The sequence below is a fragment of the Raskinella chloraquaticus (SeqCode) genome, assembly GCF_021731865.1.
Classification (GTDB): Bacteria; Pseudomonadota; Alphaproteobacteria; order Rhizobiales; family UBA4765; genus Raskinella; species Raskinella chloraquaticus.
Map to the genome: position 1 here is coordinate 15,228 of NZ_JAKFWN010000026.1, position 25,640 is coordinate 40,867.

Annotated in this window: 30 protein-coding genes; 20 read left to right on the forward strand and 10 right to left on the reverse strand. The window is 61.5% G+C overall.

Going from position 1 to position 25,640, the window contains the following annotated elements:
* Positions 1-50 precede the first annotated feature (50 nt).
* From ACINK1_RS09285 to ACINK1_RS09295, 3 genes are all read right to left on the reverse strand, one after another.
* On the reverse strand, positions 51-455 hold the full coding sequence (locus tag ACINK1_RS09285; RefSeq protein ID WP_376801556.1) for a cupin domain-containing protein: 405 nt from the start codon (positions 453-455) through the stop codon (positions 51-53).
* A gap of 95 nt (positions 456-550) precedes the next feature.
* A complete protein-coding gene (locus ACINK1_RS09290) occupies positions 551-1,090 on the reverse strand; it encodes a GNAT family N-acetyltransferase (protein ID WP_376801557.1) in 540 nt (179 codons plus the stop codon).
* Between the two features lie 69 nt (positions 1,091-1,159).
* On the reverse strand, positions 1,160-2,290 hold the full coding sequence (locus tag ACINK1_RS09295) for a type III PLP-dependent enzyme (protein ID WP_376801558.1): 1,131 nt from the start codon (positions 2,288-2,290) through the stop codon (positions 1,160-1,162).
* 710 nt (positions 2,291-3,000) lie between these two features.
* Here ACINK1_RS09295 and ACINK1_RS09300 point away from each other — a divergent pair.
* The 3 genes from ACINK1_RS09300 (at position 3,001) to ACINK1_RS09310 (ending at position 7,170) form a co-directional block, all read left to right on the forward strand.
* A complete protein-coding gene (locus ACINK1_RS09300; RefSeq protein WP_376801559.1) occupies positions 3,001-4,500 on the forward strand; it encodes a glucan biosynthesis protein in 1,500 nt (499 codons plus the stop codon).
* Positions 4,493-6,550: a glucans biosynthesis glucosyltransferase MdoH gene (gene mdoH, locus ACINK1_RS09305; RefSeq protein ID WP_376801560.1), complete on the forward strand. Its 2,058-nt coding sequence runs from the start codon at positions 4,493-4,495 to the stop codon at positions 6,548-6,550. The genes ACINK1_RS09300 and mdoH overlap by 8 nt, the downstream gene beginning before the upstream one ends.
* A gap of 95 nt (positions 6,551-6,645) precedes the next feature.
* Entirely contained in the window at positions 6,646-7,170 is a 525-nt protein-coding gene (locus ACINK1_RS09310) for a hypothetical protein (protein ID WP_376801561.1), read from the forward strand.
* A 4-nt stretch (positions 7,171-7,174) separates the two neighbouring features.
* On the opposite strand, the gene ACINK1_RS09315 is transcribed toward ACINK1_RS09310, so the two are convergent.
* Together ACINK1_RS09315 and phnF are read right to left on the reverse strand one after the other, a co-directional pair.
* On the reverse strand, positions 7,175-7,429 hold the full coding sequence (locus ACINK1_RS09315) for a hypothetical protein (RefSeq protein WP_376801562.1): 255 nt from the start codon (positions 7,427-7,429) through the stop codon (positions 7,175-7,177).
* 67 nt (positions 7,430-7,496) lie between these two features.
* Entirely contained in the window at positions 7,497-8,264 is a 768-nt protein-coding gene (gene phnF, locus ACINK1_RS09320; RefSeq protein ID WP_376801563.1) for a phosphonate metabolism transcriptional regulator PhnF, read from the reverse strand.
* Between the two features lie 120 nt (positions 8,265-8,384).
* Here phnF and phnG point away from each other — a divergent pair, with 120 nt between their 5' ends.
* The 9 genes from phnG to ACINK1_RS09365 are packed head-to-tail and all read left to right on the forward strand — an operon-like array spanning position 8,385 to position 15,323.
* Positions 8,385-8,867 (forward strand): phosphonate C-P lyase system protein PhnG, encoded by a 483-nt coding sequence (gene phnG, locus ACINK1_RS09325; protein ID WP_376801564.1) that lies wholly within the window; start codon positions 8,385-8,387, stop codon positions 8,865-8,867.
* Between the two features lie 3 nt (positions 8,868-8,870).
* Positions 8,871-9,494, forward strand: coding sequence for a phosphonate C-P lyase system protein PhnH (gene phnH / locus ACINK1_RS09330; protein ID WP_376801565.1), 624 nt, complete (start codon positions 8,871-8,873; stop codon positions 9,492-9,494).
* Positions 9,495-9,497: 3 nt separating this feature from the next.
* On the forward strand, positions 9,498-10,607 hold the full coding sequence (locus ACINK1_RS09335) for a carbon-phosphorus lyase complex subunit PhnI (RefSeq protein WP_376801566.1): 1,110 nt from the start codon (positions 9,498-9,500) through the stop codon (positions 10,605-10,607).
* Positions 10,604-11,023, forward strand: a complete 420-nt coding sequence (gene fosX / locus ACINK1_RS09340) for a FosX/FosE/FosI family fosfomycin resistance hydrolase (protein WP_376801567.1) — start codon at positions 10,604-10,606, stop codon at positions 11,021-11,023. Before ACINK1_RS09335 ends, fosX begins: the two co-directional genes overlap by 4 nt.
* Positions 11,020-11,934: an alpha-D-ribose 1-methylphosphonate 5-phosphate C-P-lyase PhnJ gene (locus tag ACINK1_RS09345; RefSeq protein ID WP_376801568.1), complete on the forward strand. Its 915-nt coding sequence runs from the start codon at positions 11,020-11,022 to the stop codon at positions 11,932-11,934. The genes fosX and ACINK1_RS09345 overlap by 4 nt, the downstream gene beginning before the upstream one ends.
* Positions 11,931-12,740 carry a phosphonate C-P lyase system protein PhnK gene (phnK, locus tag ACINK1_RS09350; RefSeq protein WP_395760084.1) on the forward strand — a complete coding sequence of 270 codons (810 nt, stop codon included), beginning with the start codon at positions 11,931-11,933 and terminating at the stop codon, positions 12,738-12,740. The genes ACINK1_RS09345 and phnK overlap by 4 nt, the downstream gene beginning before the upstream one ends.
* Positions 12,741-12,787: 47 nt before the next feature.
* Entirely contained in the window at positions 12,788-13,486 is a 699-nt protein-coding gene (phnL, locus tag ACINK1_RS09355; protein ID WP_376801614.1) for a phosphonate C-P lyase system protein PhnL, read from the forward strand.
* Positions 13,486-14,631 carry an alpha-D-ribose 1-methylphosphonate 5-triphosphate diphosphatase gene (locus ACINK1_RS09360; RefSeq protein ID WP_376801570.1) on the forward strand — a complete coding sequence of 382 codons (1,146 nt, stop codon included), beginning with the start codon at positions 13,486-13,488 and terminating at the stop codon, positions 14,629-14,631. The genes phnL and ACINK1_RS09360 overlap by 1 nt, the downstream gene beginning before the upstream one ends.
* Complete coding sequence (locus ACINK1_RS09365) at positions 14,628-15,323, forward strand: DUF1045 domain-containing protein (protein WP_376801571.1); 696 nt, start codon at positions 14,628-14,630, stop codon at positions 15,321-15,323. The genes ACINK1_RS09360 and ACINK1_RS09365 overlap by 4 nt, the downstream gene beginning before the upstream one ends.
* On the opposite strand, the gene phnN is transcribed toward ACINK1_RS09365, so the two are convergent.
* Positions 15,313-15,897, reverse strand: coding sequence for a phosphonate metabolism protein/1,5-bisphosphokinase (PRPP-forming) PhnN (phnN, locus tag ACINK1_RS09370; RefSeq protein WP_376801572.1), 585 nt, complete (start codon positions 15,895-15,897; stop codon positions 15,313-15,315). The two genes, ACINK1_RS09365 and phnN, sit on opposite strands and share 11 nt — an antisense overlap.
* A 49-nt stretch (positions 15,898-15,946) precedes the next feature.
* Here phnN and ACINK1_RS09375 point away from each other — a divergent pair, with 49 nt between their 5' ends.
* The 4 genes from ACINK1_RS09375 (at position 15,947) to ACINK1_RS09390 (ending at position 19,051) form a co-directional block, all read left to right on the forward strand.
* The gene (locus tag ACINK1_RS09375; RefSeq protein WP_376801573.1) at positions 15,947-16,615 is read left to right on the forward strand and encodes a chloramphenicol acetyltransferase; all 669 of its coding nucleotides are present in this window, start codon (positions 15,947-15,949) and stop codon (positions 16,613-16,615) included.
* Positions 16,616-16,717: 102 nt separating this feature from the next.
* Positions 16,718-17,278, forward strand: a complete 561-nt coding sequence (locus ACINK1_RS09380) for an EF-hand domain-containing protein (protein WP_376801574.1) — start codon at positions 16,718-16,720, stop codon at positions 17,276-17,278.
* A gap of 121 nt (positions 17,279-17,399) precedes the next feature.
* Positions 17,400-18,059 carry a DUF1007 family protein gene (locus tag ACINK1_RS09385; protein WP_376801575.1) on the forward strand — a complete coding sequence of 220 codons (660 nt, stop codon included), beginning with the start codon at positions 17,400-17,402 and terminating at the stop codon, positions 18,057-18,059.
* 2 nt (positions 18,060-18,061) lie between these two features.
* Positions 18,062-19,051, forward strand: coding sequence for a nickel/cobalt transporter (locus tag ACINK1_RS09390; RefSeq protein WP_376801576.1), 990 nt, complete (start codon positions 18,062-18,064; stop codon positions 19,049-19,051).
* A 9-nt stretch (positions 19,052-19,060) separates the two neighbouring features.
* On the opposite strand, the gene ACINK1_RS09395 is transcribed toward ACINK1_RS09390, so the two are convergent.
* The 4 genes from ACINK1_RS09395 to ACINK1_RS09410 all read right to left on the reverse strand — a co-directional run bounded on the left by ACINK1_RS09395 (position 19,061) and on the right by ACINK1_RS09410 (position 21,580).
* Entirely contained in the window at positions 19,061-19,441 is a 381-nt protein-coding gene (locus tag ACINK1_RS09395) for a nitrile hydratase accessory protein (RefSeq protein ID WP_376801577.1), read from the reverse strand.
* Positions 19,425-20,084 carry a nitrile hydratase subunit beta gene (gene nthB / locus ACINK1_RS09400; protein WP_376801578.1) on the reverse strand — a complete coding sequence of 220 codons (660 nt, stop codon included), beginning with the start codon at positions 20,082-20,084 and terminating at the stop codon, positions 19,425-19,427. The genes ACINK1_RS09395 and nthB overlap by 17 nt, the downstream gene beginning before the upstream one ends.
* On the reverse strand, positions 20,081-20,737 hold the full coding sequence (nthA, locus tag ACINK1_RS09405) for a nitrile hydratase subunit alpha (RefSeq protein ID WP_376801579.1): 657 nt from the start codon (positions 20,735-20,737) through the stop codon (positions 20,081-20,083). Before nthA ends, nthB begins: the two co-directional genes overlap by 4 nt.
* 63 nt (positions 20,738-20,800) lie before the next feature.
* A complete protein-coding gene (locus tag ACINK1_RS09410; protein ID WP_376801580.1) occupies positions 20,801-21,580 on the reverse strand; it encodes a gamma-glutamyl-gamma-aminobutyrate hydrolase family protein in 780 nt (259 codons plus the stop codon).
* 114 nt (positions 21,581-21,694) lie between these two features.
* Here ACINK1_RS09410 and ACINK1_RS09415 point away from each other — a divergent pair, with 114 nt between their 5' ends.
* From ACINK1_RS09415 to ACINK1_RS09430, 4 genes are all read left to right on the forward strand, one after another.
* Positions 21,695-22,462, forward strand: a complete 768-nt coding sequence (locus ACINK1_RS09415; protein WP_376801581.1) for an SDR family NAD(P)-dependent oxidoreductase — start codon at positions 21,695-21,697, stop codon at positions 22,460-22,462.
* Between the two features lie 35 nt (positions 22,463-22,497).
* Positions 22,498-23,727: an acyl-CoA dehydrogenase family protein gene (locus ACINK1_RS09420; RefSeq protein WP_376801582.1), complete on the forward strand. Its 1,230-nt coding sequence runs from the start codon at positions 22,498-22,500 to the stop codon at positions 23,725-23,727.
* An 86-nt stretch (positions 23,728-23,813) separates the two neighbouring features.
* Entirely contained in the window at positions 23,814-25,139 is a 1,326-nt protein-coding gene (locus tag ACINK1_RS09425; protein WP_376801583.1) for a VWA domain-containing protein, read from the forward strand.
* A gap of 43 nt (positions 25,140-25,182) precedes the next feature.
* Positions 25,183-25,443 (forward strand): hypothetical protein, encoded by a 261-nt coding sequence (locus tag ACINK1_RS09430; RefSeq protein WP_376803038.1) that lies wholly within the window; start codon positions 25,183-25,185, stop codon positions 25,441-25,443.
* Positions 25,444-25,640 lie beyond the last annotated feature (197 nt).

Below are 25,640 nucleotides of genomic sequence, written 5' to 3' on the forward strand. Positions count from 1 at the left end.
TGCGACAGCCTGGCTCATCTGGTGGCTCTGGCGAGAATCGGCAAACCGAATCAGGGCTCAAGAACGGTTTCAGCGTCAGCGGGCAGGATGATTTCGAGAAGCTCGCAATCATCAGACCAGCCGACCACGGTGTGGCGGATATTGGGAGGCTGCACCCAGCTTGAACCAGCCTTGAAGACATGGGCGCCTTCGCCCTCGAATTCAGTCGAGAACCAGCCCTTCAGCACATAGATCATCTGGAAGTGCACGTCGTGGCGATGGCGTTCACTCAGGGCTGGCGAGAAGGGTTTGACCATGCGGATGACGTGAGCGGTCGCAAGCCCGTTGGTGGCGGCGGCCACACCAAGATCGCGGTAGGCGGAATAGTCGCGCAAGCCGCCCGTCTTGAAATCGGCCTCGTTATGATGGCTGACGGTGAAGCTCTGGGCGGAACTGGCGTCATTGGTCGTGACCATTTTGGCTCCCTTGTGGGCTCACTGCGCCCGAGCGACAGCGAGGTGCTGGCTCAGGCCGCAAGGATGGCGCTTTCAGCGCCCCGCGCCAAGAGGCATCACGCCGCCTGCGCGGTCAGACAGGTGGGCAGGCGGACCGCCGGGCGCATGAAACCCGTGGCATGAGCGAGGGCGCCCTGAATGAGTTCGCGGCCAAGAAACCGCCGCTCATCGCCATCGCCCGGCATGACAAGCCGCTCGACGGGTGCCTTCGAAAAGCCGAACCGGCTATAATAGCGCGGATCGCCCACCAGAACGACGGCGCTATGGCCAAGCTGGCGGGCCTGATCAAGCCCGCGCAGCATGAGGGCGCGGCCGATCCCGGTGCCCTGATAGTCAGGATCAACCGCGAGCGGGCCAAGCAGCAGGGCGCGCGTTGCCGGGCCGGCGAGCACGTTCCAGAAGGTCAGCGTGCCAACGATGCGGCTGCCCCAGGGCAGAGCGTTGTCGCGCACAAGAAAGGCAAGGCCGCGCGCCGGCATCTGGCCCTCGCGCAGTGCCTGGGCCGGCTTTTGAAGGCGATCCGCACCGAAGGCGCGATCGAGGAGGTCCTCGACGCCTTGCCTGTCGACTGTCGTGTGATGATCGAAGACGAGCATGTAAACCCCCTGAAGCCATGAGGAGGATTAAGGACAGAGCCGCCGGCCCCGCAGGGCCGGCGCAGCGGATCAGATGACGATCTGGCGCAAGGGCGGAAAGCCGTTGAAGGCCACTGCCGCATAGGTAGTGGTATAGGCGCCGGTGCCTTCGATCAGAACCTTGTCGCCGATCTCGAGCGAGATAGGCAGCATGTAGGGCTCTTTCTCATACATCACATCCATCGAATCGCAGGTCGGGCCCGCCAGAACGCAGGGCTCAAGGGCTGCGCCGTCGCGCGGCGTTTTGATGGCGTAGCGGATCGATTCGTCCATCGTCTCGGCGAGACCGCCGAATTTGCCGATGTCGAGATAGACCCAGCGCACGTCATCATCCTCGCGCTTCTTCGAAACGAGAACCACCTCGGCCTGGATGATGCCGGCATTGCCCACCATGCCCCGGCCAGGCTCGATGATGGTCTCCGGGATGCGGTTGCCGAAATGGCGGCGCAGCGCCTCGAAGATGGCGTTGCCATAGGCTTGTACCTTCGGCACCGCCTTCAGGTATTTGGTCGGAAAGCCGCCACCGAGATTGACCATGGCAAGCGTAATGCCGCGATCAGCGCAATCGCGGAACACTTTCGAGGCCATGGCAAGCGCCTCGTTCCACATGTTCGGATTGCGCTGTTGCGATCCGACATGGAACGAGACCCCATGGGCGATCAGCCCGAGGCGATGGGCGTGTTCGAGCACATCGACCGCCATCTGCGGCTCGCAGCCGAATTTGCGCGATAGCGGCCATTCGGCGCCTGCCCCGTCGCAGAGCACGCGGCAGAACACTTTCGAGCCAGGTGCGGCACGGGCGATCTTTTCCACTTCAGCCACGCAATCAACGGCAAAGAGACGGATGCCAAGCCCATAGGCGCGCGCAACATCCGCTTCCTTCTTGATCGTGTTGCCAAACGAAATGCGATCGGGCGTCGCACCAGCGGCCAGCGCCATCTGCAATTCCTGCACGGAGGCGATGTCAAAGCAGGAGCCAAGATCCGCCAGAAGCGACAACACTTCCGGCGCCGGGTTGGCTTTCACTGCATAGAACACGCGCGTGTCAGGCAAGGCCTTGGCAAAGGCCAGGTAATTGTCCCGAACGCGATTGAGATCGAGCACCATGACAGGCTCATCGAAACGATGAGCGGCGAGGTAGTTGCGAATGCGATCGCTCATTGCGGTATCTCCCATGCCGCAAGGCGTTAACCCAAGGCTATCAATGTGATCATGCGCCTGCTGTGGAGGCAGGACGTCATGGGCATCAATAGCAGGCCGGTAGCGACCGGCCCCGCGAATGATATGCCGTGGATTGGAACGGGAGACCGCTCCGCACGCCGGGCAAGATGGACAAGCCTCGACAGACCGCCGGCGGTGGAAACCGGCTGAGACCGAAAAGACCCGCTCCGTCGTTGCTTCAAGTCGCGTCCCCCGCGGAGGACGGGGTTCACCGGTCTATTCCGGCTGCCGGTCGAGGTTCGATGCTCGGTGCGTAACGCACCCCGAATGACGATCCCTCGCCATTCATTTGCATCGGGCGGCTGTCCGGCCTCTTGTCCGGATGCCCACCGACCAGCACGCGACCACAGGCACGTGCAGAATTGGGTGAGCGCTATATGAGGCAATTGACCATCGCACGCAAGAGAAAAACGGCGCGGCGGCTTCAGTTTTTCTTCTTTTTTGAGGAAAGAGTTGCTGAGGATGAACAGTGACTTAACAAAATGCGCTGCGTTGCCAGTTCCGTCGATGTGTGCGAGGGGAAAGCGCGATCATGCAGCGTTGACGTTTGGGCAATGATGCAGGGGCGATGCTGGCAGGAAATGGAGCGATCGACGCTCATGCGACGGCGCGATTTTTTTAAAACGGCCACAATACTCGGCGGTCATGTGATGCTCCCCGGCGGGCTCGCGGCGCAAACGCCGGCTTTTGCCTTTGATTCGGTCATCGCCCGGGCGCGGGCGCTGAGCCAGCAAGGTTTCCAGCCGGGTCCGCAGGCACCAGACAATTTGCGTCAGCTTGGTTTTGACGCCTATCGTGACCTGCGTTTTCGCCGCGATCGCGCCTTGCTGGATGAAGAAGGCAGCCGCTATCGCCTGCAGATGTTTCATCTCGGGTTTCTTTATACGCGGCCGGTCAGTGTCTCGATTGTCCGTGACGGCGTTGCCCAGCCGATCACCTATCGTTCCGATCTCTTCGATCTCGGGCGCAACAAATTCGACCCGCCCCTTCCCGAAACGTTGGGGTTTGCCGGCTTTCGTCTGCATTATCCTCTCAATCAACCGAAGCTTTTCGATGAGTTGATCTCGTTTCTGGGTGCAAGCTATTTTCGCTTGCTCGGACGCGGCCAGCGCTACGGTCTGTCGGCGCGCGGACTGGCGATTGATACGGCTGTCTCCAGCGGCGAGGAATTTCCGTCCTTCCGCGAATTCTGGATCGTGCCGCCAGCGCCCGGTGGCGAGCAGATTATGATCTATGCGCTGCTCGACAGCCCCTCGGTGACGGGAGCCTATGCGTTCGCGCTCTACCCGGGTGAAGCATCGCAGCTCACGGTGCAGGTGACGCTTTTTGCCCGCAAGCCGATCCGCAAGCTCGGGCTCGCGCCGCTCTCCTCGATGTTCTTTTATGGCGAGAACCAGTCACGACCGGCCACCGATTATCGCCCGAAGGTCCATGATTCGGATGGGCTTTTGATCCATACGGGCGCGGGGGAATGGATATGGCGGCCTTTGCGCAACCCGAACGGCCTCGCCGTCTCAGCCTTCCTCGACAATAATATGAGGGGCTTCGGGCTGGTTCAGCGTGATCGCGCCTTTGACCATTATCAGGATCTCGATCTGCGCTATGAGGCGCGCCCGACGTACTGGATCGAACCGGTGGGCGCGTGGGGCGAGGGGCATGTCGAGCTGATCGAAATCCCGACGCCGGATGAGACCAATGATAATATCTCGGCCTTCTGGGTGCCGCGCAGCGAGCTGAAAGTCGGCGAGCCGATCAGTTTTGCCTACCGGTTGCGTGCGTTGATGTCGGTGAGCAATGTCGATGTCGATCATCCCGGCGGGCGGGTCGTCAATACCTTCAGCAAGCGCCTTCTCAGCCATGAAGCGGCTGAGCATAACGACCCGACGGTACGGCGCTTCCTCATTGATTTTGCCGGCGGCGAGCTTGCCTATTTCATGCGCGCGCCGGGTGAAGTCGAGGTGATGCCCTCGGCGCCATCGGGGCAGATCCTGCGCAAATTCGTCATCGCCAATCCTGATATCGCAGGTATCCGCGCCGTATTCGACTTCAAGGCGCCGCCCAATTCCACAACCGATCTGCGGGCCTATCTGCGGGCAGGCGACAAGACGTTGTCGGAAACGTGGATCTATCCATGGCGCCAGGATGGCTGATCTTGGGCTGGAGAAGGTGAGCGACGTTTATCGGTTGCACGGGCCGGCGGCGGGGTTGCGGCGTGTTGTTTTTTTCGGTTCCGTCCTGCTGCTGACGGCGATTGCCTCGATGTCGATGCTGGATATTCTGGGCAGCGACGGGCTGACATTCTTTGAAGCGATGATCGTCAGCCTGTTTACCGTCAACTTCCTGTGGATCGCGCTTTCGTTCATCAGTGCCATCACCGGGCTGGCGTTGTGCCTGACGAAGCGCGATCCCATCAGCCTGAGGCGCGCCACCCTGCGGCCTGTGCCCAAAAGCCTGTCATCGCGCACGGCGATTGTCGTTCCCGTCTACAATGAGGAGCCGCATGCGGTGTTTGCCCGCATCCGCTCCGTCTACGAATCGCTTGATCGCCTCAACCTCGCCTCCGCCTTCGATTTCTTCGTCCTGTCGGATTCGCGCGATCCCGACATCTGGATTGCCGAGGAGCTGGAATGGGGGGCGTTGCGGCAGGCTCTGAAATTGCGCGGAAAAGTGTTCTACCGGCGGCGCGAATTCAATACCGAGCGCAAATCGGGAAATCTGATGGATTTCTGCGAGAAATGGGCAGCCGGCTATGATTTCATGGTGGTGTTTGATGCCGATTCGACGATGACGGGCGAAGCACTCGCCGTCATGGCCGCGCTGATGGAGGCCAATCCCAGGGTCGGCCTCATCCAGGCGCCGCCGCAGCCGACGGGGCGCTCGACGCTGTTTGCCCGCATTCTGCAATTCATCAGCCACGTTCATGGTCCGACGATGACGGCGGGGCTTGCCTTCTGGCAGCTGGGCTCGGGCAATTACTGGGGCCATAACGCCATCATCCGGACCGAGGCCTTCATCGAGTGCTGCGGCCTGCCGCATCTGCCCGGGCGGCCGCCGCTGGGTGGCGCCATCCTCAGTCATGATTTCGTCGAGGCGGCCTTGTTGCGCCGCGCTGGCTGGAAGGTGTGGCTGGTTCCCGACATTGAGGGATCGTGGGAGGAACTGCCCTCCAACATCCTCGATTATGCGGCGCGCGACCGGCGCTGGTGCCAGGGCAATCTGCAACATATCCGCGTCGTCTTTGCCACCCGCATCAAGCCATTATCGCGGCTTCATCTGTTCATGGGGGTGATGGCCTTCGTGTCATCGCCGCTGTGGCTTGCGCTGCTGATCTTCTCGACGCTGACAGCGTGGGAAACGGCCCAGAAGGGGCATCGCTTCTTCACCGGCTCGCTGTCGCTTTTTCCCACCTGGCCGATTGATCGGGCCGGCGACATGCTGACGCTGCTGGCGATTACGCTTGGCATGCTGGTGATCCCGAAGCTGCTGTCGATCGTGATGGCGGCCTGTCACCCCAGCCGGGCGCGGCTTTACGGCGGAGCGGTCGGGCTGATCGTTTCAGCCGTGATCGAGCTCATTTTTTCCGCATTGCTGGCGCCGATCATGATGTTGTTTCATTCCTATTTCGTTGCCAGCAATCTTTGCGGCTTTGTGGTGCAATGGGACAGCCAGTCGCGCGATGATCGGGGCGTGGCGCTTGGCGCGGCGGTTCGCGCGCATTGGGTGCATGTGGTCATCGGTCTGGTCTGGAGCGGGGTTGCCTACTGGTTCAATCCGGGGTTTTTCTGGTGGATGACACCGGTGCTCGCCGGCATGATCGTGGCGCCAGTGCTGACCCATCTGTCGAGCCGCCTTGATCTGGGGCGGATGGCCGCGCGCCATCGTCTGTTTCTGACGCCCGATGAGACAGCGCCTGCCCGTGAGCTGGCGCGCGCGGAAGCGTTACGCTGCGAGCCGGCGGTGGCGGTTGACAGCGGGCTTCTCAAGATTCTTGAAGATCCGACGGCAAGCGCACTCCATGCCGCACTTATTCCCGACGCCGCACCCTCCGAGCGGGTGCGGGTCGAGGTGGCGCTCCTTTACGAAAAGCTGGCGCGCATCGGCCCGCACTCATTGACGCGCGATGAAAAAATCAAACTTCTGTCGTTCCCCGTCAAGCCGCTCGACCAGATCATGGCGGGGCGGATGGCGCTGCCGAATTGACCTGGCTTTGCCTTTTTCTTGCGCAAAAGAGGCCTTGCGCCTCGGCTTCATCTTTTAATCATCTCATTTAAGGTTAGGAACTATAGGGTGCCGTCGTGGTTCAAGGCCATATCTCGCCTGCCGCCGATGCCAAGGAAATGCCGATGTTTGACGACAATCTGACCCGAGAAGCCCATGCGCTCATGAACAGCCACTCCCTGCAGCGCGCAGCGGCACTGGCGGCGGCGGTTGATCCGGTGGCGCGGCTGTGGTGTCGCTCATTTGGCGTTGTGAGCGACATGGCGCGGGAGCGGCTCACGACCTTGCTCAGCGACAAGGCGCTTGCGGCGCTTGCCGGCGGCGTTGGATTTGATCTGATCGTCGAACAGCTTGATCAGGCAGCCGAAGCGGCGATCCGGCATTGGTTTGCAGTCGTGCTGGGGCGTCCGGTGGAGGCAGGTGCGACACCGCTTGCCATCATCCGGCTCGCCTATATCGAGGTCAATCGCGACGGGCGCTGGGGCGATGCGTTTCTTGATCCACGGGCGGCGTTTGCCGAGTTGGCCAGCGATGTGGAAGCGGCGATGATCGAGCCGACGCCAACGATACACCGGCGCCAGATGACGCGACAGGTTCTTTGAATGCCTAACGTTTGCGGCTGCCGAAAACCGGTTCAACGCGCATCGCCTGGCGGGCAAAGGCGATAATGGCCATCATGGCGCCGCCTACCATCACCAGTTGCAGTCCCCAGAACAGGATGTCGCCCAGCTTCAACAAGCCGGCGATCGCCCAGGCACCGGCAATCGCTGCGGCCAGCACTTCGCTTGCCACAAGGATAATGGCGGCGATGACGGTGACGGCGCTGCGCCGAGGCGAAGGGACGGATTTTGAACTGGTCATTGAACGGTCCTGCATTGCGCACTCTTAGCGCAGGGCGATACGATCGCGCAAGGCAAGCCGAATTTAGTCATCCGACAGGCGGCTCGACGACAAAGTCGATGCGCGCGCCGATGAAGGCGGTGGTGACGGCATGAATGGGGTCATCGACCGAGACGCCGTCGATGGCGCGTGACAGGAGCAGGGGCTCGGTGCTGGAGATGTTCAGCAATTCCTGTTCCTGCGGGGTTGGCAATACCGCGCTGATGCGGGTTGAGAGACGGACATAATCGCTCAGGCCGTAAGAGGCGAGTGCGCGCGTGAATGACATGCCGGCGCGCACGAAGTGGCGGTCGAAGTCCGGCCAGCGGGCATGCTCAAGACAGTGCGTGCTGGTCGCCAGCGGCGCGCCACCGGCATGGCGCAGGGTGCGGAAACGCCACAGCAGGGTGCCAACCGGGAGATTGAGGCGATGGGCGTCCTTGTCGAGCGCCTCCTCAACCTCCATCGCCCCGATCAGCGTATTGTCGGTGCTGCTATCGCCGATGAAGCTGTCAGCGAAGCGGACACGACGCCCGAGGCGGTAATCAAATGTCGGGCGGCGGACAAAGGTGCCGCGTCCCTGTTCAATCGATACCAGCCCGCGCATCTGCAGGAATTGCAGTGCCTGACGCACGGTGTGGCGATTGACCGCAAACCGGCTTGCGAGTTCAAGCACCGTCGGCAGCGGACTGCCGGTTGGCACCACGCCGTTGCGGATATCCTGTTCCAGTTCCTCGGCAATCCGGCGCCAGCGCGGGGCGTTGCGCCCGCTTGCAGGCTGGTCGGTATCGCGCACGATGTTGTCGATAGCGTCCATCGCAATGTCACCTCAGCGTCACGATGCCAGTCTACAACAAAACATATGTATTGATCTAGACCTATAAATGGTCTAGACCTTATAACAATCCAGACTGCCCAGCTATCATTCGTGAGACAGATGACGCATCCATCCAGCGCGCTTCCCAGGGAAACTGCAGACATCACGGCGCGCCGTCGCGACTGGCTGGCGGTTCTCGCGCGCGCTTCGCGGTGCGATCTGGAAGCGGTTCTTGCCGATCTGCCGACGGTGCCCGGTTACACGCTGCTGCGCCCGCCGGAGAGTGGCGCCATCATGGTGAGGGCGCGGGCCGGTGGCAGCGGACGCCAATTCAATCTGGGTGAAGCAAGTGTGACACGCTGTACGGTGCGGCTGGACGAGGGCACCGCCGGCGTTGCCTATGCCTTGGGGCGTGACCGGCGCCATGCGGAACTCGCGGCAGTGCTTGATGCGTTGCTGCAGGCGGCTTCAGGCGGCGCTGACCTCTATGAGCATCATATCCGCCCGCTGGCACGACAGCAGCAGGCGGCGCGGGATCTGCGCTCACGCCAGGCCGCCGCGACAAAGGTCGATTTCTTTACGCTGGTGCGGGGCGACGGCTGAACCATGTCACAGATGTCGGGTCTTGATCTTCGCCAGGTTGGTCGCGGTTTCGTCGATCCGGTTGCAGGCGCACAAGAGGTCTTCAGAGCAACCATGTCGGCGCTCGCCCGTCCGGGACTGGCGCAGGCGATAACCCCGCCTGGCGATGTGCCTGAGGGCGTCTCACCAGCCCTTGTGGCGCTGCTGCTGACGCTGGCTGATTTCGAAACGCCGCTATGGCTGGCGCCCGATCTTGGCGATGAGAGTTTGCGCGCCTATGTGCGGTTTCATACCGGCGTGCCTCTGGTCGATGATCCGGCGCTCGCCATGTTCGCTGCCAGTCGAGCGCATGGCGCTGGCGCCGTGTTGGCGCAGCTGTCGATCGGCGAGGATCGCTATCCCGACCGCTCGGCGACCCTTCTTGTCGATGTGCCGGCGCTCACCGGTGGACAGGGCGTGCGCGCGAGCGGTCCCGGCATCAGGAACACCGTGACACTCTCTCCCGCCGGCCTTTCGACCGCGTTCTGGCAGGCGATGGGTGAAAATCATCGCCTCTACCCGCTTGGTGTTGATTGTTTCCTGTGCGCTGGACACGAGATGATGGGCTTGCCGCGCTCGAGCGCTTTAGCACTGATGGTGGAGGGCTGAGCCGTGTATGTCGCAGTCAAGGGCGGCGAAAAGGCCATTCTCGCCAGCCATGATCTCATCGCGCAAACCAGGCGGGGTGACCCGCTGCTGCCCGAGCTCGACGTGGCGCAGATCGCCAGCCAGCTTGGCATCGCTGTTGACCGGGTGATGAACGAGGGCTCGATCTATGACCGCGAGCTGGCTGCGCTTGCCATCAAGCAGGCGCAGGGCGATCTCATCGAAGCGGCCTTCCTGCTGCGCGCTTATCGTACCACCCTGCCGCGCTTTGGCGCGAGCCTGCCGGTTGATACGGCGCGCATGCTGATCCGCCGTCGCGTCTCAGCCACCTACAAGGACCTTCCGGGCGGGCAGGTGCTGGGGCCTACCTATGATTACACGCATCGGCTGTTTGATTTTTCGCTGATGGACAGTGAGGGCGAGCGCGGCAGCGTTCAGCCGGCGCAAGAGGCGCTTGACGAGAACATGCCACGCGTTCCCGATATTCTGGGCGCCGAAGGCCTGATGGAGCGCGAATTGCCGCCGCCTGGCGATGAAGCGCCGTTCGATATCACGCGCCAGCCGCTGGAATTTCCGGCCGAGCGCGATGAGCGCCTGCAGGTGCTGGCGCGTGGTGATGAAGGGTATCTGCTGGGCCTTGCCTACTCCGTGCAGCGTGGCTTTGGCCATTCGCATCCCTTTGTCGGTGAAATCCGTCTTGGCGAAGTATCGGTCGAGATCGTGCCGGAAGAGCTGGGTTTTGCCATCGACATCGGTGACATCACGCTCAGCGAATGCCAGATGGTCAACCAGTTTGCCGGCTCAAAGGATCAGCCGCCGCAATTCACCCGTGGCTACGGTCTCGCCTTCGGCCATGCCGAGCGCAAGGTGATGGCGATGTCGCTGGTCGACCGGGCGCTGAAGGCCGATGAACTTGGCGAAGACGTGCGCTATCCGGCGCAGGATGCGGAATTCGTCCTCTATCACTGCGACAATGTGGAAGCCTCCGGCTTCGTCGAGCATCTGAAACTGCCGCATTATGTCGACTTCCAGGGCGAGCTTGAACTGCTGCGCAGGATGCATCGCGAGATTGCAGAGCGCGTGATGACGACCGAAAAGAGGGAGGCAGCGGAATGATCGAAGGTCTCTCTCATCTCACGCTCGTTGTTCGTGATCTTGAAGCTATGACGCGCATTTGCGTCGAGGGGCTTGGAGCGGTGGAAGTCTATTCTTCGCTGGACCAGACTTTCTCCATATCAAAGGAAAAATTCTTTCTCATCGGCGGTATGTGGATTGCTGTCATGGAGGGCGATCCGCTGCCCTCACGCAGTTACAACCATATCGCTTTCAAAATCTCAGAACATGATTTTGAGGTTTATGAAGAGCGTATCCGTGCCCTTGGCCTGGAGATAAGCGCGGCGCGATCCAGGGTCAGCGGTGAAGGGCGTTCAATCTACTTCTATGATCACGATAACCATCTCTTTGAACTGCACACCGGCACGCTTGAAGAGCGGCTGGCGCGCTATGGGTTAGGAAGAGAAGCAGCGGAATGACCTTGGCATCCTCTTCAACGTCGGACATCACCTACAACTTCGCCTATCTCGACGAGCAGACCAAGCGCATGATCCGGCGCGCGCTGCTGAAGGCAATCGCCGTGCCGGGCTATCAGGTACCGTTTGGCAGCCGCGAGATGCCGCTGGCGCGCGGCTGGGGAACCGGCGGCATCCAGATCACGGCGGCAATCATCGGCGCTGACGACGTTTTGAAGGTGATCGATCAGGGTGCGGACGACACGACGAATGCGGTGTCGATCCGCCGCTTCTTTGCGCGCGTTGCCGGTGTGGCGACAACGGAGGCAACAGAAGAAGCAACCATCATCCAGACCCGCCATCGTATCCCTGAGGCGCCGCTCAGCGCCGATCAGGTGCTGGTCTATCAGGTGCCGCAGCCCGAACCCCTGCGCAAGCTTGAGCCGCGGGAAACGGAAACCCGCAAGATGCATGGCTACGGCGAATACGGGCTGATGCAGGTCAGGCTTTACGAAGATATCGCCCGCTTCGGCCATATCGCCACCACCTATGATTATCCGGCGCTCGTCAATGGCCGCTACGTCATGGCGCCAACGCCCATCCCCAAATTCGACAATCCGAAGATGGACCACATGCCGGCCTTGCAGCTCTTCGGAGCCGGTCGTGAAAAGCGCATCTATGCGGTGCCGCCCTACACCACCGTCAGGAGCCTCGATTTTGACGATCATCCGTTTCAGGTGCAGCGCTGGTCGCGACCTTGCGAATTATGCGGGGCCGGCGACAGCTATCTCGACGAGGTGGTGATCGATGACCAGGGCAGCCGGATGTTTGTGTGCTCCGACACCGATTATTGCGAGGGCAGGCGGGCCGAGGGCCATGTGGGTACGCAGCTTGAGCAGAGCGCGGGGCAGCGCCTGACGGGGGGCTCATCATGAATGTGATTGGCGACATGGTGCCAGCGCTTGCCCTCTCCGCGCCGCTGTTGCGGGTCGATGGGCTGACCAAATTCTACGGTGTCCAGCGCGGATGTGAGGGCATTTCGTTTGAGCTCTATCCCGGTGAAATTCTCGGCATCGTCGGTGAATCAGGCTCGGGAAAATCCACCTTGCTGCAGTGCCTCGCCGGGCTTCTGGCGCCGACAAACGGTGATATCCACTTCCGCAACACGCAAGGCGCCGAGGTTGATGTGCTGGCTCTGCCCGAGCCGGAGCGCCGGCGTCTCATGCGCTCCGAATGGGGCATCGTCCACCAGAACCCCCGCGATGGGCTGCGCATGGGGATTTCGGCCGGCGGCAATGTCGGCGAGCGCATGATGGCGGTCGGCAAACGCCATTACGGGCAGATCAGGGCCACGGCGCTCGACTGGCTGTCACGGGTCGAGATCGAGGGCGGGCGTATCGATCACAAGCCGTCGCAGTTTTCAGGCGGCATGCAGCAGCGTTTGCAGATTGCCCGCATTCTCGTCTCCGAGCCCCGCCTTGTGTTCATGGATGAGCCGACCGGCGGGTTGGACGTTTCCGTGCAGGCAAAGCTCCTCGATCTTCTGCGCGTGCTGGTGCGCGACCTTGGAATTTCAGCGATTGTCGTCACCCATTACCTGGCGGTTGCGCGTCTTCTCACTGACCGGCTGATGGTGATGAAGGATGGGCATGTCGTTGAAACCGGGCTCACCGATCAGGTTCTCGACGATCCGCACCATCCCTATACGCAGCTTCTCACCTCCGCCGTGCTGCAGGCATGAGGGAGGCTGACATGGCGAATTCTTCAAGGCATGGCGAGTGTGAGGCGATGAGAGCCATGATCGAGGTTCAGGGCCTGTGCAAACGCTTCGTCCTGCACAATCAGGGCGGCGCGCAACTGCCGGTATTCGAGGATGTGAGCTTCAGCGTTGCGGCGGGCGAGGCCGTCGTGCTCACGGGCCCGTCGGGTACGGGAAAATCGACGTTCCTGCGCCTTCTCTACGGCAATTATAAAGCCAGTTCCGGCGCGGTGCGGGTGCGCCATGAGGGGCAGTGGATTGATATCGCTGGCGATGCGCCGCGCCTCGTCATCGAAGTCAGGCGGCGGACCCTTGGCTATGTGTCGCAGTTCCTGCGGGTCATCCCCCGCGTCACGACGCTCGACATCGTCAAGGACACGATGATCAGCCGCGGCGTCGACGAGAGCGAGGCTGATCAGCGCGCGCGCGCGATCCTGGGGCGTCTCAATCTGCCCGAGACGCTGTGGAAGCTGGCGCCCGCCACATTCTCCGGCGGCGAGCAGCAGCGCGTCAACATCGCCCGCACCTTTGTCGATCCGGCGCCGATCCTGCTGCTTGATGAGCCGACCGCCTCGCTTGACCAGCGCAATCGCGACGTGGTGGTGGACCTCATCGGCGAAGCGCGCCACAAGGGCACGGCGATTGTCGGCATCTTCCATGATGACGAGACGCGCGAGCGTATCGCCACCCGCAGCTTCGATCTGATACCCTTCAAGCAGGCCGCCTGATGACAGAAACGACACTGACCAATGCGATGCTCGTCCTTGATGATGAGATAATTCACGGAACGTTGTGTCTGAAGGACGGCAAGATCGCCGACATGCAGCCGGGCGGGAGCCGGGCTGCGGGCGCCATCGACTGCGATGGCGATTTCGTGGCGCCCGGCCTCATCGAGATGCATACCGACAATCTTGAACGTCATTTCATGCCGCGCCCCAAAGTGTTCTGGCCGGATGGGTTGTCGGCAGCCCTTGCCCATGACGCGCAGATGGCTGCTGCTGGCGTGACGACGGTCTATGACGCGATCTGCGCCGGTGTGCTTGATACCGGCAAGGATTACCGCAAGCATCTGTTCGGGCGCATGATCGAGGCGATCGAAACCGGGCAGTTCGGCGGACATTTCCGCATCGATCACAAGCTGCATCTGCGCTGTGAGCTGACCAATCCCGATCTGATGGAAGAAATCGAGCCGCATGCCGACAGGCCGCTGCTTGAACTGGTTTCCCTCATGGATCATACGCCCGGCACGCGGCAATTCCGTAAAATCGAACACCTCATCACCTATGCCAAGGGGCAGGGAGATCGCACCGACCAGCAGATTGATCATGATCTCAAGCTGCGCATGGATGAGGGGCCTGCTTATGTGAACGCCAATTGGCCGCGCGTGGTCGACCTCTTCGCCAATCGACAGGTGCCGTTGGCAAGCCATGACGACACGACGGCGGAGCATATCGACATGGCGGCCGATGCCGGCTGCACGATCTCTGAATTCCCGACCACGGAAGAAGCCGCGCGCGAGGCCAGGGCCCGCGGTATGGCGACGGTTGCGGGCGCTCCCAATGTGGTGCGCGGCGGGTCGCATTCGGGCAATGTCGCGGCCAGCGATCTGGCACGGCTTGGTCTGCTTGACGCGCTGTCGTCGGACTATGTCCCGTCCAGCCTTCTGCAGGCTGTGGGCGAGCTCCATCGGGCGCTCGGGCAATCGATGGCAACAGCGATGAGCTATGTGACGTGGCGGGCTGCTGACATGTTGCGGCTCACTGATCGTGGTCGCCTGAAGCCGGGCTTGCGCGCTGATATCGTGCGCTTTCGTTTTGTCGGTACGACGCCGGTGGTGCGCGGGCTTTATTCAGCAGGCGTGCGCGCTCTGTGAGCGAGGCCCGTTACGCAATTTATGCTGCGCCACGCCGTGATGAGGCGTTATGGCGCTTCGGCTCGGGGCTTCTTGGCTATGATGCAGCAAAGCCCGGCGATGTGGCCGCGCCCGATCTGGCGGGGATAACGCGAGCCGACTGGCATAGCCTCACGGCCGAGCCGCGCCGCTACGGCTTCCATGCGACGTTGAAGGCGCCGTTTCGTCTGGCTGGTGGACAAAGGGAGAGCGCGTTGCAGAACGCGTTGTCTGATTTTTGCCGCCGGCATCAAGCGCTGCCAGCCTTTTCGCTTCACGTGGCCCGCCTCGGACCGTTTTTCGCCCTGATTCCCAAGAACGCCAATCCCGGCCTCCAGGCGCTGGCCGGCGATGTGGTCGAGGCGTTTGATCTCTTCCGCGCCGCCTTGAGCCTGGAGGAGATGGGGCGGCGCAACCCCGCTCAATTGCCGGCCCGTGAACGCGGCTATCTCGAACGCTGGGGCTATCCTTACGTGTTCGATGCCTTCCGCTTCCACATGACGCTCACCGGCAGGGTGGGTGAGGAGAAGCGGGAACAGGTCGAGGCAGTGCTCAGGGATGCCTACGCCGCCTTGCCGCCTGACCCGTTCTTTCTCGCCGAACTCGTCCTTTTTCGCCAGGACACCCAAGGCAGCCGCTTCGTCATCGTGTCGCGCCATGCTTTCACAGGGTAAGGCGCTCCACAGCGGCGATGAAAGCAGCCTCGCCGGCTGCAAGGTCAGCGTCATTGGCGATCTCGATCACGGATGCGGTATGGGTCATGAGCGGAGCGTCCCGCTGCAGGCGCGCGGCGATATCTTCAGCACTTTCGCGCCCGCGGGCTGCCAGGCGTCGGGCGAGGGTTTCGGGCTGTGCCGTGACATGCAAGACGGCCACCGGCACACCGAGCGCCTCGGCTTGCGGCACGATCCGGCGCGAGACGTTCACCACAACGCTTTTTCCCAGGCTGATCGCCTCAAGCACGTCAGCGCGAGGTATGCCATAGCCCAGCCCGTGCGCCTGCCAGGAGAGGCAATAAAAGCCAGCGGCCTGCCTGGCGACAAACTCATCCTTGCTGATTGCCGCATGCACTTCGCCACCCGCCTCCGGCGGACGGGTGATGTGGCGGGCGGGGAAAAGCAATGCCGGATTGCCGGCGAAATGGCGGCGGGCCGCGTTAATCAGACTGTCCTTGCCGACGCCAGACGGCCCGACAACGAGAATGAGTTTGCCGAATGCGGGCGGGGAGGCGGTGCGATCAGCGTTCATCGTCAAGAGCTAGCGCAAATGCCATGTCAGAAGAATGAAGGAGAGCAAGTTGGACACCAGTCGGCCGGGGCCTGAAAAAGGTCAAGCACCTAAAAAACTCGGTATCAAGCCGTTGATCCACGACAGCGCCAAAGTCACAGGCGCCACGCTTGGCCGCTATACCGAGATTGGCGAGCGGACCAAATTCGTTGAAAGCGCGCTTGGTGATTATTCCTACATCGTCAATGATGGCGATGTCATCTACAGCGATATCGGTAAGTTCTGCTCGATCGCCGCCATGGTGCGGATCAATCCTGGCAATCATCCGATGGAGCGGGCGACGCAGGCCCATTTCACCTATCGCGCCAGCGCCTATTTCGAAGGGGAAGCCGACGAGGCGGAATTCTTCGACTGGCGGCGCGCCAAGCGTGTCACCATCGGCCATGATGTATGGATCGGACATGGCGCGATCATCCTGCCGGGGCGCAGCGTCGGGACCGGCGCGGTGATCGCCGCCGGAGCGGTGGTCTCGCGCGATGTCGCCCCCTACACCATCGTTGCCGGTGCGCCGGCCAAGCTCGTGCGGCGGCGCTTCAGTAAGGAGACAGCTGATCGCCTGATGCGCCTCCAATGGTGGGAGTGGAGCCATGAGGCTCTGCACAAGGCGTTGCCTGATTTCCGCCGCCTGTCGGTCGAGGCGTTTCTCGATCGATTTGAAGCAGTGACCGGCGTCAGCTGAGTTTGGCACGGAGTGTGCATGTTCTGTTGCAGATAGTGCCGGTCGAAACGCAGACGATGAGCAAGCGGCCGGCTTCCTGAAACTGAAAATGAGGGCTTCCTGATGTCCACACCCCTTCTGGCGATTGGTCTTTTGTCGAAAATCAGCTCGGTTGCGCGTCAGGGCCTCAATCAGGCGCAAAAGACGAGTGCGGCGACACAAGGTGCGGAAGCGGCGGCTGATCGGCAAAATGTGCCGGGCAGCCCGGCAAAATTTGACCTGCAAAAATTGTTTCAGAGCCTTGATCTGAACAAGGACAACAATCTGACCAAGGACGAGTTCAAGAGCCTGGCGGGCAATCTGCCCGAGGGTAGAAATTCGTCATCGCTTCTGGCGCTTCAGGAGGCGGGCAACGGGTCGAACGAATTCACCTCCAAGCTGTTCTCCAGCCTCGACAAGGATGGCGATGGGCAGATCGGCAAGGAAGAGTTTGGCGCCATCGGCCAGGGCATCCGCGGCGTTCTGCGCGGTGTTGGTGCTGCTGGCGAAGGCAATCGCGGCGCCGCGAGCCTTGGCGCCAGCGGGTTGAAACCGGCGAGCGATACCTCAGGCACGGATGTCGACCGTGATCGTCTCAACCGCGCCGCCAACGCCTATAGCCGGACCAGCGCGCCGACGCTGTGATCGCTGTGTTACGATAATAAAAGCGATATCGCCCCGTTTTCGCCGCAGTGAAAGCTATGCCATAAGCGCTTGGCGCCGGAAGCGTGCGCGTGGGGCGATGATGATGCAAAAGCATGGTTTCTTGCGACGTTTGCTGATCTGTGGGCTGCTTCTCGCGGTCGGCGTTACAGCGCCAACGCATAAAGCCGCAGCGCATCCTCATGTGATCGTTGAGGCGCGCGCTGAAATTCTCTTCAACGAGAAGGGTGAGGTGATGGCGGTGCGCCATCTGTGGCGCTTTGATGAAGCCTTCTCGTCCTTTGCCAAGCAGGGTCTTGACAAGGATGGCAAATATACGCGCGAAACCTTGCAGCCATTGGCTGAGGTCAATGTCAAATCGCTGAGCGAGTTCAGTTATTTCACGCGCATGAAAACGGGCGGCAAGCGCCTTGAATTCGGCAAGCCGGAAAATTACTGGATCGATCACGACGACAAGGACGGGACGCTGGTCCTGCAATTTACCTTGGCGCTCGCCGCTCCCCTTCCGGTCGCGGCCGCGCCATTGATGATCGAAATAGGCGATCCGGAATATTTTGTTGCCTTCGAGATGGCGAAAGCAAAGCCGGTTGCGCTTCTTCAGGCGCGCGCGGGCTGTGAGGCCCGGGTGCGCGAGCCTGCAAGCCTTGACAGCGCGGCTGCAAGCCAGCTGTCGCGGCTGCCATCCTCGGTCAGGCAGTTACCCCCGGAATTGTCGGGGCTGACGCAAAGCCTGTTCAACGTTGTGATCGTCACCTGCTCATGAAGATGTCCGCGCGAACGCCGGCGATCGTTGCGCTGGCGGCGCTTGCCCTGCTGGCATTCGAGGTCGTCGCAGCAGCGCAGGGCACAACACCGTTCGGCGTCGGGCGGGCGGAGCCGGCGATCAATCCGTCAAGTTTTGGACCGCTTTCCGGCGTGGCAAGCTATATCGCCGTGAAGCAGGCGGAAATCTATCGCCTGTTTGCTTCCGCCATGCGCCAGGCAGCCCATGATCCAACGGCGATCGTGACGATCATCGGCCTGTGTCTGGCCTATGGCGTGCTGCATGCTGCCGGTCCCGGCCATGGCAAGGCGGTGATCTCGTCCTACCTCTTTGCCACCCGCGAGACGCTGCGGCGCGGGATTGTCATCTCGTTTGCAGCCTCGCTCGTGCAAGGTGCGATGGCGATCGCGCTGGTCGGGGTCTTTGCGCTGTTCTTCAAGGCAACGGCAGCGGCCATGGACCAGGCGAGCCGCTATGCCGAGATCGTCAGCTATGGCCTGGTGGCGCTCATCGGCGGCGTTCTGCTGGTGCGCAAACTGGCGGGTTTGTGGCCGCGCCACAGGCTCGCGAGCGCGGGCGGCGTGGCGGCTGGCCATCTGGACGACGGCACGTGTTGTGACGGACATGCTGCAGATCCGAGAATGCTGCAGGGCAAGTTTGATCTGCGCAGCGCTGCGCTTGCGGTCTTTGCGGTAGGCGCCCGCCCCTGCACGGGCGCTGTTCTGGTTCTGGTCTTTGCCCTCGCACAGGGGGTCTTTGCCGTTGGAATTCTCGGCGTGCTGGCGATATCGCTGGGCACCGGGGCAACAGTCGGCCTTCTGGCAGCACTTGCGGTTGGCGCCCAGGGACTGGCGATGCGGCTGGCGGCCAGGCGCTCGGGGCTGGCATTGGCATTCCAGCATATATTTGAAATCGGCGGAGCGCTGTTCGTGTTGCTGTTCGGGCTGACCTTGCTGTCAGCGGCTCTCATCAGCGGGCCGGCATCGCTTTAACAACCCGCATCAATCATGCGCAGGGCCGGTTTCGGCGCCAAGCACTATGGGCTGGCCATGGGGGGTGGCACGCGCAGCGCGGTCCCAGGCGGCGCGGCGATCAGCAAGTTCGCCCGAACCCATCGTGCCTTTTTCAATCGCCAGCCCCTCGAGGGCTGCAAGCCAGTGGCGATAATAGGTATCGCCATGGTCAGGGTCGCCGCCGGCCTGCGCCTTGGCGATTTCAGCATTGAGGCGTTGGCCCCACTCCTCCCAGGTGAAAACACCGCGATCCCTCAGCGCCATTGCCATGGCAAAGGCCTGGGCCTGCCAGGGTGCAGTGAAGACCGGCCCGTCCTCATCGCGCGGCAGATGGGGGAGAGGCAGCGCGTCATCAACCTGCCGGATCAAGGTAAGGCTCCCAGCAATTGAGATAGACGGAGTCGGCCGTGGTATCGGGCCCCCACAGTTCGCGGGCGGTGAAGTGCACGGTATAGAGAAAATGCGGGGCCTCGCCGTGCCCGTGCGCATGAGCGTCGGGGAAGACATGGGCGCCGTGCAGCGCATGAATGGTGCCGCGCCGGCCTCGCGCATAGCGCGGGAGGCGCGTGTGGGTTGCCGGATTGATGGCACGGGTCACCACCGCGTCGCCAACTTGGAAGCGTGGCTGAAAACCGACCTGCCGTTCGGCGGGAAACCCGCGCAGCATGACCGCCTCGGCCTCGTCGGCCTTGAGGACGCGCTTGAGCGCGATGGGCGGGTCGATCGCTTTCCCGCCTGTCAGTTCGGTCTGGTTGACCAGGCCGGTCTCGAGCAGCAGGCGTTCAAGCCCGGCAAGCCAGATGCGATAATAGCTCCAGCCGAGATAATCCTGCGCCGGGCGATCTTCGCGGGTGAAGCGCGCCATATCGATGTTCCAGGCACCTGTGCAGGCGCCGGCAACATAAAGTCCGAGCACGCGCTTTTCCCAGTCAGCGTGGAACACCGGCTCGTCGGGTTCGGGGACCACCGGACCAAAGCCGTGAGCTCCGCCAAGATCGTGTCCGCCGTTCATGTCGCCAGGGCTTTCGGGTCAAGGGCAAGACCGGTGCCGATCATGGAGTTGCGGGTGACGAGCGCTGCCAGCTCGTCCTCGTTGAGGCCAGCGCTCCCGGCGGGGCGCATGGGCAGTACGAGATAACGCAGTTCGGAATTTGAATCCCAGACCCGGATTTTGGTTGCATCCGGCAGCACGACGCCGAAATCGGCCAATACACCGCGCGGGTCGATGATGGCACGTGAACGGTAGGGCGCGGACTTGTACCAGACCGGCGGCAGACCAAGGACCGGCCAAGGATAACAGGAGCAAAGCGTGCACACGATGAGGTTGTGGATCTCGGGCGTGTTCTCGACAATGATCATGTGTTCGCCGCCGCGCCCGCCCATGCCAAGCTCGGCGATGGCCTTTGTGCCATCACTCAGCAGGCGCTGGCGAAAATGCTCGTCCACCCAGGCACGAGCGACCACGCGGGCGCCATTGCGCGGACCGATCTTGGTTTCGTAAAGCTCGACGAGGGTGTCGACAGTGGCGCTTTCAACATAGCCTTTTTCGACCAGAAGGCTTTCAAGCGCGCGTACCCTGATTTCGGTTTCGCTCAGTTCGGACATCTCACCATGATGGTGGTGGCCGTCATGGTCGTGGTGATGATGATCAGGATCGTCATGCATAGCGGGATCGTCTCCTTCTCCCATGGTTCCTGTCAATGCCATCGCGGCGCTAACAGGAACAGTTCATTCAGCCGCCGCTGCGGACAGGCCCAGGCGCTTGCCCTGATGTTGACGGACCGCCACGCCGAAGGCTTCGAATATCCGACGCGAGGGATGGTCACTTGCCGCCCAATATTCGGGATGCCACTGGATACCAAGAACAAAGCCCGGAGCGTTGGCGACCGATACCGCTTCGATGGTGCCATCAGCAGCGGTGGCGTCAATGATCAGGCGATCGGCGAGACGGGCGAGGCCCTGGCGATGGAGCGAATTGACGGCAATTTCGCCCGGAGGAAGGATGCGGCCAAGGCAGCCGCTCTTCTCGACATAGACCGGCTGGCGAATGCCATAACGCACGTCATTGTCGCTTGATTGCGGCGAGCGGTGATCGATGCGACCCGGCAGGGTCTGTATTTCGGTGTGGAGCGAACCGCCAAGGGCGACATTCAGTTCCTGAAAGCCGCGGCAGATCGCCAGAAGCGGCACGCCTTTGGCAATTGCCGCGCGGATCAGCGGCAGGGTGGTCTGGTCGCGCAGGCGGTCATAGGGCTCGAATTCCGCCGCCGGCTCGACGCCATATTCGCCAGGGTAAACGTTGCTGCGCGAACCGGTACAGATGATGCCGTCGATTTGGGCCAGCAGGCTGTCAATGTCCAGGCGCTCAGCCAGCGCGGGCAAGAGGAGCGGCGTGACGCCGGCCACGTCGGCGGCCGCATCGACATAGGTGGTTGGCGTCATATGCCAGTCATGGGGGTCGACGCGCCGGTGATCGGCGGTGACAGCAACCAGCGGGCGCAACTTCATCAGGAAACCTCGTCGGCAAGCAGGCGGGATGCAAGCAAATGCTTCATACCTGGGCCAGGACATGATAGGCGGTCGACAGGGCGAACATCAACCAGGCTCGGTAAGCAGCTAGCCATGCGTGCGCAAGACGTTTTTTCCCTTGACGGGCGGGTGGCGTTGGTCACGGGCGCCGGATCGGGCCTTGGCCGGAGGTTTGCCGAGGTGCTGGCAGCCAATGGGGCGCGCGTCATCGTCAGCGATATTGATGGCGCATCGGCAAAAGAGACCGCCGCCGCCATCCTGTCGCAAGGCGGGCAAGCCATGGCTGTTGCCATCGATGTGACCAGCGCATCATCGATCGCCGCTGGTTTGCGGGCGGGTGAGTTGGCGTTTGGCCGGGTTGATGTCCTCGTCAACAATGCCGGTGTGTTGTCGAAGGGGCGGGCGATCACGCTCGCTGAAAGCGAATGGCGCCGCGTGTTTGATGTCAATCTCGACGGCGCCTGGCGGGTAGCCCAGCAGGTGGCGGCAAGCATGATTGAAGGGGATGGTGGTGTGATCGTCAACATCGCCTCGGTGCTGGGGGTCGGGACGGGCAAGGGCGTGCTGGCCTATACGGTCGCCAAGGCAGGGTTGGTGCAGCTGACGCGGGCGCTGGCGCTGGAATGGGCTCCTGCCGGCATCCGGGTCAATGCGCTGGCGCCAGGATATGTCGCAACGCAGCTTAATCGTGATTTCACCGCCGCCAAGTCCGGCGAGGGGTTGCGCCGCCGGATACCGCAACGGCGCTTCGGGAGCGAGAGCGACCTTGATGGCGCCCTGCTTTTGCTGGCCTCCTCCGCTTCAGCGTTCATGACGGGCAGTATCATCATCGTAGACGGCGGGCAGATGCTCACGGCGTGAGGCAAGAAAATTGTCGGAATTTCCAGGAGGCAAGAATGGATTTCACGTTGCCGCGCGCGCTCGAAGAGGTGCGCCTGAGGACACGGGCCTTCGTTGCTGACCACATCCTGCCGCTGGAAGCGCAGGCGGACGCCTATGATGACCACGAGAATATCCGCCTCGACCTGCTCGCTCAGGTGCGGGAGAAGGCGAAAGCTGCCGGCTTGTGGGCGCCGCAATCGGCCCGCGAGCTTGGTGGTATGGATTTGCCGATCATCGGCTGGGCAGCCATGTATGAGGAAGCCAACCGCTCGATCTTCGGGCCGGCGGTGTTCAACTGCGCCGCACCCGATGACGGCAATATGCGCGTGTTGCGCAAGGTGGCGACACCAGCCCAGCAGGAGCGCTGGCTGAAGCCAATCGTCGAGGGCAGGGTGCGCTCATCCTTCGTCATGACGGAACCCCATCCGGGTGCGGGCTCGGACCCGTCGATGACGCTGACGACCGCCACCCGCAAGGGCAATAATCGCTGGGTCATCAACGGGCACAAATGGTTCATCACGGGGGCCGGCGTCGCACAGCACTTCATCTTGCTGGCGCGCACCTCCGATGATCCCAGGCGCGGCCTGTCCGCGTTTCTTTTTGATCGCGACCAGCCTGGCTGGTCGATTGTGCGGCGTATTCCCATCATGGGTCCGGAGGAGCATGGCGGGCATTGCGAAATGGTGTTCGACGGGCTCGAAATCCCCGATGAGGCGATGCTCATGGGTGAAGGGGATGGGCTCAAGCTGGCGCAGATCCGCCTTGGTCCGGCACGGCTCACGCATTGCATGCGCTGGCTGGGGCTTGCGAAGCGGGCGATGGAAATTGCCTATGGCTATGTCGAAGCGCGCGAAAGCTTCGGGATCAAATTGTCGCAGCGCGAGAGCGTGCAGATCAAGCTGGGCAAAGTGGCGGCAGCCATTGAGATCGGCCGGCTGCTGGTCATGAAGGCAGCGTGGGAGCTTGATCAGGGCGGGCGGGCACGGACGGCGGTGTCGATGGCCAAAATCCAGGTTGCCGATACGCTGCATCTGGCCGCCGACACAGCGATCCAGCTCAACGGCGCGCGCGGCTATTCCAAGGATACCGTTCTGGAGTGGATCTACCGTTACGCCCGTCAGGCGCGCCTCGTCGATGGCGCGTCGGAAGTTCACGAAATGGTTCTGGCAAAGGCCTATGCGTCCGCCGGCGATGATTCCTGGCGCTGGGGCGAAGACGGGGATCGGTCGCATTTTAGCGCGTGATTTTATGTGAAATTAACGGAATTCGCATACGTAATCCTGCCAAAGCGGCACAATATCGCTTGCTGCTAAACCAGGATGGTTGGGTTATGCGTTTTGCTCGCGACGGTCTGTTGTCACGTTTTGCCCAGCGACAGGATGGGGCTGTCGCCTTGATGTTTGGCCTGGTCGGCCTGGTTCTGCTCATGCTGGTCGGGGGTGCGATCGATTATTCACGCGCTGCCAATGAGCGTACCCGCCTGCAATCGGCCATCGACGCCACGGGCCTTGCGCTTGTACATTTGCCAAGTGATACAAGCGCTGCGGTCTTGAGCCAGCAGGCGCTTGCCTTCTTCAGCGGCGTTTATAAGCCTTCACCGGGATTTCCAACGCCGCGTCTTACCACAACGCAGATGGCAAACGGGATCAAGCTCGAAGCCGTGAACGATGTGCCCCTTTCGGTCCTGGCGCTGACGGGAACCAATAGCTGGCCGGTCGGGGTCAGTTCGCACACGGTCTATGGCAAGAACAAGATCGAGATCGCGCTTGTTCTCGACAATTCGGGATCGATGGCGATCGATGGTAAAATCACGGCGCTTAAAAACGCCGTCGATAATCTCATCACCCGATTATCGTCACTTGTGGCCAATCCCGGTGATGTGAAGTTATCGCTGGTGCCGTTCAATACGCAGGTGAATATCGGTACAGGCTACGCCAACAGCACCGCGCTGCGCTGGGACGTCGATGTCTCCAATCCCCATATCCGCAACTACATCAAGAATTTGGGCATTTCCCGCTACGCCCCGATACCGGCCAATTGGCCGGGCTGCGTCTCGGATCGCGATGATGACTATCAGGATTATGATACCAAGGGTGATGCGCCGACGACCGCCATGGAATCGAAATATGTAGCGGCCTACTGCCATTATTATGTCGGCGGATATCCTGTTGCGGGTCAGCAGATCACGGCGATGAAGGCGTTGACGACGGATCTGGAAAGCGTGCGGGCTGCGTCCAACAGCATGATCCCCACAGGCGCCACCAACATCACCATCGGTCTGGTCACCGGTTTGGCGACATTGCGCGCTGACACACCGTTTGGCGCTCAAAGTGCGACGGATACGTTCACCAACAAATTCGTCATTGTCTTCACCGATGGGCACAACACGCAGAACCGCTTCAAGGGCAATGGCTACGACAGCAATCCCGAATCGCCACAGGTTGACGCGCGCTTTTCAAAAGCCTGCGACAATGCCCGCTCATCTGCCCGTGCTGTGATCTTCACGGTGGGAATCGGCGATGGGGCGAATGACCTTCTGCGTTCCTGCGCGACCGATCCCGCCGCCTATTATTTTCCGATCACCAGCGCATCTCAGATTGGCGCGGCTTTCGAGGCGATTCTCGGCCAGATCACCAAGATCCGTACCAGCCGGTGAGGCGTGATATTTTCCCCACATGAATGCGCTGCGCATTTAATTATTGGCGAGGCCTTTCTCGATTGTGGTGAGAGGTGCGCGGCCAAAGTGGAGGTATGACAAGCCGGTTCTGCCTGTCCTGAAGCATCTTGCGCTGGGTCAGGTCATAGCGCTTGGAATCGTCCATTCGGCTAACACGCTCGAGGCTGACGTCTTCTTCTCGGATGAGGCGCGCGATGCCTTTCAGTCCGACCTCAAGGCCAACATCAAGGATGCGCAGTCCAAATGGCCCGAGGTCATCAAGTTGACCAAGGTCATCCGCTAAGTGGCACGAGAATGTCGGGTTGAAACGCGAGCGTTCGGTTGGAAGGCCGGCGGTTTCGTTCGCCTGAAGCGATGATGATGTAATTTTATTTCCTGAAAATGTTCTTTTTCAAAATTGCAGGGCTCATTTATTTATGTCAGCTTTACTGACATAAATTCGCAGTTTGATCGTCTAGCCGGTCTACCGGACGGGTTGTG